Origin of the sequence: Pseudomonas sp. NPDC087803 (assembly GCF_044742995.1) — a bacterium.
Taxonomy (GTDB): domain Bacteria; phylum Pseudomonadota; class Gammaproteobacteria; order Pseudomonadales; family Pseudomonadaceae; genus Aquipseudomonas.
The window spans coordinates 1-10864 of record NZ_JBIUVO010000098.1 but is presented as its reverse complement, the minus strand read 5'-3'; the positions used below and the strand labels follow the sequence as shown (position 1 = coordinate 10864).

The following is a 10864-nucleotide window of genomic DNA, read 5'->3' as shown; positions in this document are numbered from 1 at the left end:
GTTCTCATGAGCGCAGTACCACGCCGCTGTCGTCTTCCCACCACACGTAGACCTTGTCGTCCCAGGTCGGACGCGCGCCACGGCGTTCGGCGTTGGCCATGAACGACTGGACGATCTTGCCGCCGGGCAGCTCGACGTAAAACACCGAATGGCCACCGAGGTAAGCGATGTCGTGGACCTTGCCTTCGGACCAGTTGTAGCGGACTTCGGGCTTGATGGTGCTGACGAGCATTTTTTCCGGACGGATCGCGTAGGTGATCGACTTGTCCTGTACTGAAGTGCTGACGCCGTGGCCGACGTAGATCTTCTGTTGCAGGTCCGGGCTGTGGATGATGGCGTGGCCTTCAAGGTCTTCCACCACGGTGCCGTCGAAGGCGTTTACGTTGCCGATGAACTCGCAGACCATGCGGCTGACCGGCGCTTCATAGATGTCCACCGGGCTGCCGATCTGGGCGATCCAGCCGAGGTGCATGATCGCGATGCGCTCGGCCATGGTCATGGCTTCTTCCTGGTCGTGGGTCACCATCACGCAAGTCACGCCGACGCGCTCGATGATTTGCACCAGTTCCAGCTGCATCTGCGAACGCAGTTTTTTATCCAGCGCACCCATCGGTTCGTCGAGCAGCAACAGCTTCGGGCGTTTCGCCAGGGAGCGGGCGAGGGCAACGCGCTGGCGCTGACCGCCGGACAACTGATGGGGTTTGCGTTTGGCGTATTGGGTCATGTGCACCAGGCGCAGCATCTCTTCGACGCGGGCGTCGATTTCGCTGGCCGGCAAACGGTCCTGCTTGAGGCCGAAGGCGATGTTCTGCGCCACAGTCATGTGCGGGAACAGCGCGTACGACTGGAACATCATGTTGATCGGCCGCTCGTACGGCGGCATGTCAGTGATGTCCACACCGTCGAGCAGAATCCGCCCTTCAGTCGGGCGCTCGAAACCGGCGAGCATGCGCAGCAGGGTCGATTTGCCCGAACCGGAGCCGCCGAGCAGGGCAAAGATTTCACCCTGATGGATCTCCAGGGACACATCGTCCACGGCCGTGGTTTCGTCGAACTTCTTGGTGACACGATCGACTTTCACCAGAACCTTTTTCGGTTGCTGGTGGCCTTCAAGTGCCTTCCGGTAAGTGCTGGAGGCGTTTGCCATGTGAAACTCCCAACAGGTTTCGTTCGCTCGGCCAACGTGGCCGGGCTTAAGTGGATTGCAAGCCTGTAAGCGCAATTTCAGTCATTACATATCCCCTGTAGGAGTGAGCCTGCTCGCGATGAGGCCATCTCAGTCGACATCTCTGTTGACTGGTCTATTGCTATCGCGAGCAGGCTCACTCCTACAGGGGGAATTGCGCATGCCTAACTGACCTTGCGCTGCCGAGGGCTTGGTCGGCGCCGCCGTCCTGGCTGCCTGGGTCGTACTTGTTGTTATTACGGTTTGTTGTTTTCACGGATGACGGATGCGCACGCGCGCCGCCGCCGACCCCGTGGGGGCAGTAAACAGTTTTGAAATCCTGGGTTGTGTCAGCGCTGGTTGCGTCGCGCCGCCCGTTGCCGGCAAGCCGCGCCGAACGCCTGGAAAATCTTCAGGTAGTTCGGGTTGTCCAGCACCTGCCATTCCGGGTGCCATTGCACACCGAGGGCGAAGGTCGGGCTGTGCTCGACCGAGATCGCCTCGATCAAGCCATCCGGCGCCACCGCTTCGGCACGCAGGCCGGGGGCGAGGCGGTCGATGCCCTGACTGTGAATCGAGTTGACCTGGAACTCGCCCGGCAACTCTAGCGCCTCGAACACACCGCCCGCCAGCACGCTCACGGCATGCGCCGGTGCGTATTGCACGGCCACGTCGGGGCTGTCGGCTTCACGGTGATCGAGCATGCCCGGCAGTTCGTGCACTTTCTGGTGCAGGCTGCCGCCGAAGGCCACGTTCATTTCCTGGAAGCCACGGCAAATGCCGAGCACCGGAACGCCCGCCGCAATGGCTGCACGCAATAAAGGAAGGGTGGTGGCGTCCCGCGCCGGATCGTGATCCGTGCCGGGTTCGCTGGCCGGGCCTTGATAGTGGAAGGGCTCCACGTTCGAGGGCGAGCCGGTCAGCAACAGACCGTCGAGTTGACCGAGCAGGTCTTCGATTTCAGTCAGTTTGCCAAGGGACGGAATGACCACTGGAAGACCCTGAGCGCCAACGCTGACAGCACGTACGTACTTGTCGCCGCTGATGTGATAGGGGTGCAGGCCAATCTGTTTGACGCACGCAGTAACGCCGATCAATGGCTTGAATGCCATTTTTATTCACCTCGAAGTTTGACACTTGAACGAGCTTTTCCGGAGCTTAGCCTCGTTGATTTTAATTAACAACTGCCATGTAAAAAATTCTAAACGCCGTTCATCAAATCTTCATGATTCCAGGCCTTGTGGCGCCTGCATTGGCACGAGAGTGTTAAAAAAAGCCCGAAAAATAAACGCTGAGCGGCCAGGTGTTCGCTATTGACTTCACTTTACCTTTCGGATTGACTGGCTCGGCGAAACAGCGGTGAACATAATAATTAACAGCTAAATAGGTGCATCATGTCGGTCCCTCTGCGTACCGTTCAACTCAACGAAGCAAACGCATTCCTTAAGAAATATCCTGAGGTTTTGTACGTCGACCTTCTGATTGCGGATATGAACGGTGTGGTGCGCGGCAAGCGCATCGAGCGCACCAGTCTTCACAAGGTTTACGAGAAAGGCATCAACCTGCCGGCCTCGCTCTTCGCTCTCGACATCAATGGCTCCACGGTGGAAAGCACCGGCCTGGGTCTGGACATCGGCGACGCCGACCGCATCTGCTACCCGATCCCCGGCACCCTGAGCATCGAGCCGTGGCAGAAACGCCCAACCGCACAGTTGCTGATGACCATGCACGAGATCGAAGGCGAGCCGTTCTTCGCCGATCCGCGTGAAGTGCTGGCCAACGTGGTGCGCAAATTCGACGAACTGGGCCTGACCATCTGCGCCGCGTTCGAACTGGAGTTCTACCTGATCGACCAGGACAACGTGAACGGCCGTCCGCAGTCGCCACGTTCGCCGGTCTCCGGCAAGCGTCCGGTGTCGACTCAGGTTTATCTGATCGACGATCTCGACGAATACGTCGACTGCCTGCAAGACATCCTCGAAGGCGCGAAAGAGCAGGGCATCCCGGCTGACGCCATCGTCAAGGAAAGCGCCCCGGCGCAATTCGAAGTCAACCTGCATCACGTCTCCGACCCGATCAAGGCTTGCGACTACGCGGTCCTGCTCAAGCGTCTGGTGAAGAACATCGCCTACGATCACGAGATGGATACGACCTTCATGGCCAAGCCGTATCCGGGCCAGGCGGGCAACGGTCTGCACGTGCATATTTCGATCCTGGACAAAGAAGGCAACAACATCTTCGCCAGCGAGGATCCCGAGCAGAACGCCGCGCTGCGACACGCGATCGGCGGTGTGCTGGAGACCCTGCCTGCGCAAATGGCGTTCCTCTGCCCGAACGTCAACTCGTACCGCCGCTTCGGCGCACAGTTTTACGTGCCGAACTCGCCGAGCTGGGGCATCGACAACCGCACCGTTGCGGTCCGTGTGCCGACCGGTTCGCCGGACGCCGTGCGCATCGAGCACCGCGTGGCCGGTGCCGATGCCAACCCGTACCTGCTGATGGCCTCGGTGCTGGCCGGTATTCACCACGGCCTGACCAACCAGATCGAGCCAGGCGCGCCGGTTGAAGGCAACAGCTACGAGCAGAACGAACAGAGCCTGCCGAACAACCTGCGCGACGCGTTGCGCGAGCTGGACGACAGCGAAGTCATGGCCAAGTACATCGACCCGATGTACATCGACGTATTCGTTGCATGCAAGGAAAGCGAGCTGGCCGAGTTCGAGAACTCGATCTCCGACCTTGAGTACAACTGGTATCTGCATACCGTTTAAAGCCCAGCACCATTCCCTGTAGGAGTGAGCCTGCTCGCGATAGCGTCGCCACATTCAAAAGTGATGGTGACTGACCCACCGCTATCGCGAGCAGGCTCACTCCTACAGGGGGTCGGTTACCAGATTTTGATCGGCGGCGTTCGTCCGCTGCTCACCCACCCCTTGTCGAGCCACAACCATGACCACCACCCGCAACGACTGGGAACAACGCTTCCAGTCCCTGACCATCGAATCCCGCGCATTCATCAACGGTGAATACCGCCCGGCGATCAGCGGCGCCACCTTCGAATGCCTGAGCCCTGTCGATGGTCGTTTCCTCGCCTCCGTGGCCAGCACCGATGAAGCCGACGCCAACCTCGCTGTCGACGTCGCACGCCAGTCGTTCAATTCCGGCGTGTGGGCGCATAAGGCCCCGGCCGAGCGCAAGCGCATCCTGATTCGCTTCGCCGATCTGATCCTGCAACACCAGGAAGAACTGGCGCTGCTCGAAACCCTCGACATGGGCAAACCGATCAGCGATTCGATGAGCATCGACATTCCGGCGACCGCCAACGCGATCCGCTGGAGCGCCGAAGCGATCGACAAGATCTACGACGAAGTTGCCGCCACCCCGCACGATCAACTTGGTCTGGTGACCCGCGAGCCGTCCGGCGTAGTCGCAGCCATCGTGCCGTGGAACTTCCCGCTGATCATGGCCAGCTGGAAATTCGCCCCGGCCCTGGCCGCCGGTAACTCGTTCATCCTCAAACCTTCGGAAAAGTCGCCGCTGACCGCGATCCGCATCGCTCAGTTGGCGCTGGACGCGGGCATTCCGAAAGGCGTGTTCAACGTCCTGCCGGGCTTCGGCCACACCGTTGGCAAAGCGCTGGCGTTGCACATGGACGTCGACGTGCTGGCCTTCACCGGCTCCACGGCGATTGCCAAACAGCTGATGATTTATGCCGGCCAAAGCAACATGAAACGTGTCTGGCTCGAAGCCGGGGGCAAGAGCCCGAACGTGGTGTTCGCCGACGCCCCGGACTTGCGCGCGGCAGCCCAGGCTGCGGCCGGCGCCATCGCTTTCAACCAGGGCGAAGTGTGCACCGCCGGTTCGCGTCTGCTGGTGGAGCGTTCGATCCGCGAGCAATTCATTCCGCTGCTGGTGGAAGCGCTGCAAGCGTGGAAACCGGGGCATGCCCTCGACCCGGCGACCACCGTTGGCGCGGTGGTTGATCAGCGGCAACTGGACAACGTGCTGCGCTACATCAGCATCGGTCGCGAGCAGGGCGCCGAGCTGATCGCCGGCGGCCAGCGCACCCTCGAAGAAACCGGTGGCCTGTATGTGCAACCGGCGATCTTCGATGGCGTGACCAATGCGATGACCATCGCCCGCGAAGAAATCTTCGGCCCGGTGTTGTCGCTGATCACCTTCGACAGCGTTGAAGAAGCGCTGCAGATCGCCAACGACAGCATTTTTGGTCTCGCCGCCGGCGTGTGGACCAGCAACCTGAGCAAGGCGCACACCTTCGCCCGTGGCCTGCGGGCCGGCAGCGTGTGGGTCAACCAGTACGACGGCGGCGACATGACCGCACCGTTCGGTGGCTTCAAACAGTCGGGCAACGGTCGCGACAAATCGCTGCACGCGTTCGACAAGTACACCGAGCTGAAAGCGACCTGGATCAAGCTCTGATTTTCTACAGCGGTGGTCGCTTTTGATGGGCGACCCTCGGAGAACAATAAAATGAAACAACAACACGTCAACAGCTACTACGCCGCCACGCGCAACGAAGTCATCGACTTTCCGACCCTTGAAGAGTCGGTCGAGTGCGATGTCTGCATCATCGGCGCCGGCTATACGGGCCTGTCTTCGGCGCTGTTCCTCACCGAAGCCGGTTACAAAGTGACGGTGCTAGAAGCGGCGAAAGTCGGCTACGGCGCCAGTGGCCGCAACGGCGGGCAACTGGTCAACTCGTACAGTCGCGACGTCGATGTGATCGAAGAGCGCTACGGCGACAAGACTGCGGAAATCCTCGGCAGCATGATCTTCGAAGGCGCCGACATCATCCGTTCGCGCATCCAGCAATACGACATCAAATGCGACTACCGCCCGGGCGGCATTTTCGCAGCGATGAACAGGAAACAACTCAACGGTCTGGCTGAGCAGAAGCGCAGCTGGGAACGGTACGGTAACAAAAACCTGAAGATGCTCGACGCCGCTGACATCCGTCGCGAAGTCGGCTCCGACGCCTACGTTGGCGGCCTGCTGGACATGCAGGGCGGTCACGTGCATCCGCTGAACCTGGCCCTCGGTGAAGCCGCTGCCATCGTGCGTCTGGGCGGCAAGATCTACGAGCAATCGGCTGCCGTGGAAATCAAATACGGCGAGCCGAACGTCGTGCGCACCGCCAAAGGCCAGGTGCGCGCCAAGTACCTGCTGATCGCCGGCAACGCCTACCTGCCGCAAGGTCTGGACAACCGCGTGACCGCGAAAAGCATGCCGTGCGGCTCGCAGATCGTCGTCACCGAGCCACTGACCGAGAAGCAGGCACGCAGCCTGATCACCAACAACTACTGTGTCGAAGACTGCAACTATCTGCTGGATTACTACCGTCTCACTGCCGACAACCGTCTGCTGTACGGCGGCGGCGTGGTCTACGGCGCACGCGAACCGGACGACATTGAACAGTTGATCCGGCCGAAGATCCTCAAGACCTTCCCGCAGCTCAAGGACGTGAAAATCGACTACCGCTGGACCGGCAACTTCCTGCTGACCATGTCACGCATGCCGCAATTCGGCCGCATCGAGAAAAACGCCTACTACATGCAGGGCTACAGCGGTCACGGCGTCACCTGCTCGCACCTGGCCGGCAAACTGATCTCGGAGATGATCCGCGGCGACGCCGAACGCTTCGATGCGTTCGCCTCACTGCCGCACATGCCAATGATCGGCGGCCGCACCTTCTCCGCCCCACTGACCGCCCTTGGCGCCGTCTACTACTCGTTGCGCGACCGCTTCGGCATCTAAGTTACCTCCCCGGCGGCGGCCCCCAAGACCCCGCCGGTTTTTTAATGCTGTAGCAACACCGCCGATGTCACTGACACTCGGATGTCCAACTGTGGGAGCCAGCCTGCTGGCGAAGAGGCCAGCAAAGGCAGCATCAATCCGACTGAAACACTAAAGATCCAAATGTAGGAGTGAGCCTGCTCGCGATGGCGCCAGCCCAGTCACCATCCCTCCCACAGAAACACTGCAAACCCTGTGGGAGCTGGCTTGCCAGCGATGACGGCCTGACAAACTTCACAAAGGCAACTGACACAAAAGAGATCCAACTGTGGGAGCGAGCCTGCTCGCGAAGAGGCCATATCAGCCAACCTCCATGTCGTCTGACACACCGCTTTCGCGAGCAGGCTCGCTCCCACAGTGCTTGTATTACCAAGGCCAGAAGGACTTTTACCGCACCGTCCATCGAACCTGCTGAGCAACACCGGCAAACGTGATTTAATAGCCGCCTTTCACGGTTCCGGGACACGGGAGCAACGTGATCCGCGCGCCTTGCGCGGCACCCGCCACCCACCCCCATTGCCCTTAAGTACTACTCACATAAGGCTGTCATGGATACGGGTTCTCGACTCAAACTAGTACGCGAAAGCTACAAACTCTCCCAGCGCGAGCTGGCCCGGCGTAGCGGCGTGACCAATGCCACCATCTCCCTGATCGAACAGAATCGCGTCAGCCCTTCCGTCAGTTCCCTGAAAAAGCTGCTCGAAGGCATCCCGATGTCCCTGGCCGACTTCTTCACCTTCGACCAGCCCCCGCGCGAACACCAATACGTCTTCCGCGCCAACGAACAACCCGATCTGGGCCGCCACGGCCTGCGCCTGCTGCTGATCGGCGCCTCAGTGCCAAGTCGCCAGATGCGCTTGCTGCGCGAGCAATACGCACCGGGCGCGAGCTCCGGGGAAGAGCCGATTGTTCACGCTGAGGGCGAGGAGTGCGGGTTGGTGACGCGTGGTACGGTGGAGTTGACCGTGGATGGGTCGGTGAGTGTGTTGAATGCCGGCGATGGGTATTACTTCCCGACGACACTGCCGCATAAGTTTCGGAATATCGGGGCGGATGAGGCGGAGATTATTAGTGCGAATACGCCTGCTAACTTCTGATTGATGCTTTAGGTAAAAACCATACGCTGTAAGTAAATCCGGCGCCTTGTTGAAGGGCGTCGGATTTTTTTCGAGTCGAGGAAAGGTTTGTAGGTTTGATGGTTTTCATTTGTAGGACAGCTCTGAATTAATGCGTGATGATGCAAGGTTTATGGTGTTATGACTTTCCGTGCATGTTTACATTGGTGTTGATATTTGTGCGCTTCTTTCTTTGTTGATCAGGATTTTGTTTTTTCGAACTCAATTAATTGTTTTTAATGGTTTAGTGCGGGTGGTGTCGTGAAGTTGAGCATTCGATTTCTGTGTCAGGTTGTCCTTCTGTTCTTTTTAACTGTCGCATTTAGTTATATTTTCGCGATGGTTCTAATAAATTTTATGAGTCAGATTTTACCGCTGGAAGGACTGATCAGGAAATTTGCTGAGGGCTTCATGCTTCTGATTTATCTGTATGTAAATTTCTTCTACTGCTTTCCCGATCAGGTAACTGAGTTGCGAGGTCGGTATGTCGGGTCTAGACGCTATCCTGCCTGGGTAAGGCATTTCATCGCTGGCAGTTGTGCACTTATATTTGAAGAGATCGCTTATTACTTTATTAGCGATACTTGGAGTTTTTCGGAAGTGCTGTATAGGTTACTGAGTTTTTCGGTGTTCTTCGCTTTTTACGGATATTTTATGTCCGGGGAAGGATTTAAAGGTGGGCGGTGATTTTTGTTGTTGGTTTGTTGTGTGACTTCGTTGTCAAGGTTTCTAATAGTGATGCCGTCAATCAAGGTCTCAAAAGCAAGCGATATTTTCCCCATTCTCTTATAGGCCCGCTCATAATTCATAGGATCACGAATGAATAGCTCCACTGAGTCGGGTTTTCGAATTGGTTGAAGTATGCTGAGTATAGAGAGCCCTATATCAACGCCATAATAGGCAGTATTTCCACGGGAAGAGTCACCCGCTAAGAATTGATAGAGTTTGCGGGTTGGACCAACTACTGCTGGGTTTTCAGGGCCGTAGTAAATGTTTGCTAGTCCTTCATAGATATTGTTAGCTCCATGTAATGAATAGACGGTGCCGGCCACTGCGTTTTTTGGTGTTCTGGAAGCGAAATGTACTGAGGCGATTTGGATTTGCATCATCCCCGCGGCAACACCTACGCCGTTTTGAGCATAGAACGATACTTTGTTCAATAAGTCAGAGTGTTCCTCCCTGAGCTCCTGCAGTCCTTGCTTGGCACTAATGAAACCTTCATCCACCGCCCGAATAACCTCATTCGCATAGGACGAAACGATCTCACCAAATCGAAGCTGATTGAAACTGTCATACAGTTGAATCGCGCCGATCTGGCACCCGAATGCGACCAGATCGGAAGCTGCCCGTGTGACGTCGTTGATGTCACACGAATCCTCATTCATCGTCATTTCCCCAAGTGCTGAAACCGCACGTGCCCGCCTGAATATGGGTCCATCTGATTTCGCGGTAAGTGAATGACACCAACTCCTGAGGCTGGGCGTCGTTCAAATGGATGGCGTGGGGGACCTGGAGGTTGATGTGGGCTATTTTTGCGCCGGTAATGTGGATTTTGAAGTATTTGTCTTGAGTGCCAGCGGCGGAGGTGCGGTAGAAGAAGATGGTGCACTCCAAAACTTCGCGTTCGTGAAGTGCGGCGGACAGCAGGGGTGAGGATTTGTCGATGTGCTTGGTGATCATGATGGGCAAGTGTTTGCCCCGGTCGGCGGTAACGCCGCGGTCATTGCCGGTGGTCATGTTGTGGGAGTAGGCCAGGACCATGATTTCGTCGAGGTGACCCAGTTGGCATTTATTGCCGATTGAATGGGTGTCGGAGCAACCAGCGGAGATCAGTCCCTGTCGGTTTCCGGTAATAGTCATGTAACTGTGGTTGGCCATAAAAACTCTGTTTTAACGAATGGAGAACTCTCGTTCTAAGAGTAATCGTCAACTAGAGCCGGAGCAGTGAGGCACTGGCTCACTGTTGGTGATATTCGGACGTGTCTTACAAGGGGCGTGGAAGTTATGAAGTGATTCCTCTGAAGTGCCATCCACTAGATGAGCTGTAGGCCGTGAACTGCACCCTGTGGAGAGGTAGATTACTCCCGCTCGGCGACGCAGTCGGTGTAATTCGCGGCCTGCGGCATATCCGGGAGAAACGGGCTATCGGGTTTTGGGGCCGCTTCGCAGCCCAGCGGGAGCAAGCTCCCTCGCCACAAGAAGTGTGTTCCTACGAGGTTTTCAGATATTGAAATTGCGCGAAATGACTGGGCGATAACCATTCGTCCGACACACCGCACCTTCGCCGTGCACGTTCTTCCAATGCAGTAACTCACCCGGCAAAGGAAGAACCACCATGCTGAACCCTAAAATTGCGGTGTTTACCCTCGCGGCGTTGCTATCTGGCAGTTCGCTGTACGCGGTTGCGGCCGGCGAAACGCCGACCCCGACGGCCAACGACGGCAACAGCCAGACTCGCGACCCGGCGTCTCCTGCCACCAACGCCGATCCGGATGCCAATTCGCTGCCCAAAGGTGGTGATGGTGGCAAGACTGACAATGGGCCGGTGCCTTCTGCGTCCAAGCCCAGCCCTGCGGGTCAACCGTCCGGTAGCAGCAGCGGGGGTAACGGCGGTGGTTAACGGATGTCGCGCACTAAAAAGCCCGGTCTTTTGAGCCGGGCTTTTCTTTGTCTGTTGTCTCGTCCTGAATAAGGTTTACACCTTCTGACCGATCTTCAGGAGGATTCAATGGATACCGGAAAAAGGCGGAGCCAGCGCGACTACACGCTA

Annotated in this window: 9 protein-coding genes; 5 read left to right on the top strand and 4 right to left on the bottom strand. The window is 57.6% G+C overall.

Annotated elements, in window-relative coordinates; genetic code table 11:
• Nucleotides 1–4: 4 nt before the first annotated feature.
• On the bottom strand, nt 5–1147 hold the full coding sequence (locus ACIOUG_RS25720; protein ID WP_003226103.1) for an ABC transporter ATP-binding protein: 1143 nt from the start codon (nt 1145–1147) through the stop codon (nt 5–7).
• Between the two features lie 368 nt (nt 1148–1515).
• Nucleotides 1516–2277, bottom strand: coding sequence for a gamma-glutamyl-gamma-aminobutyrate hydrolase family protein (locus ACIOUG_RS25715; RefSeq protein ID WP_367085015.1), 762 nt, complete (start codon nt 2275–2277; stop codon nt 1516–1518).
• A gap of 282 nt (nt 2278–2559) precedes the next feature.
• Here ACIOUG_RS25715 and ACIOUG_RS25710 point away from each other — a divergent pair, with 282 nt between their 5' ends.
• The 4 genes from ACIOUG_RS25710 (at nt 2560) to ACIOUG_RS25695 (ending at nt 8076) form a co-directional block, all read left to right on the top strand.
• Nucleotides 2560–3936 carry a glutamine synthetase family protein gene (locus ACIOUG_RS25710; RefSeq protein WP_401069804.1) on the top strand — a complete coding sequence of 459 codons (1377 nt, stop codon included), beginning with the start codon at nt 2560–2562 and terminating at the stop codon, nt 3934–3936.
• 178 nt (nt 3937–4114) lie between these two features.
• Entirely contained in the window at nt 4115–5605 is a 1491-nt protein-coding gene (locus ACIOUG_RS25705) for an aldehyde dehydrogenase (RefSeq protein WP_401069802.1), read from the top strand.
• Between the two features lie 51 nt (nt 5606–5656).
• Nucleotides 5657–6940, top strand: coding sequence for an NAD(P)/FAD-dependent oxidoreductase (locus ACIOUG_RS25700; protein ID WP_401069800.1), 1284 nt, complete (start codon nt 5657–5659; stop codon nt 6938–6940).
• 587 nt (nt 6941–7527) lie between these two features.
• Entirely contained in the window at nt 7528–8076 is a 549-nt protein-coding gene (locus tag ACIOUG_RS25695) for a cupin domain-containing protein (protein ID WP_007950154.1), read from the top strand.
• 659 nt (nt 8077–8735) lie between these two features.
• Here the strand turns inward: ACIOUG_RS25695 and ACIOUG_RS25690 are convergent.
• Together ACIOUG_RS25690 and ACIOUG_RS25685 are read right to left on the bottom strand one after the other, a co-directional pair.
• Nucleotides 8736–9479, bottom strand: coding sequence for a DUF4225 domain-containing protein (locus tag ACIOUG_RS25690; protein ID WP_401069798.1), 744 nt, complete (start codon nt 9477–9479; stop codon nt 8736–8738).
• Nucleotides 9472–9972: an Hcp family type VI secretion system effector gene (locus ACIOUG_RS25685; protein ID WP_401069795.1), complete on the bottom strand. Its 501-nt coding sequence runs from the start codon at nt 9970–9972 to the stop codon at nt 9472–9474. The genes ACIOUG_RS25690 and ACIOUG_RS25685 overlap by 8 nt, the downstream gene beginning before the upstream one ends.
• A gap of 457 nt (nt 9973–10429) precedes the next feature.
• Between ACIOUG_RS25685 and ACIOUG_RS25680 the strand changes: the two genes are divergently transcribed.
• A complete protein-coding gene (locus tag ACIOUG_RS25680; RefSeq protein ID WP_401069793.1) occupies nt 10430–10714 on the top strand; it encodes a hypothetical protein in 285 nt (94 codons plus the stop codon).
• Nucleotides 10715–10864: the final 150 nt, after the last annotated feature.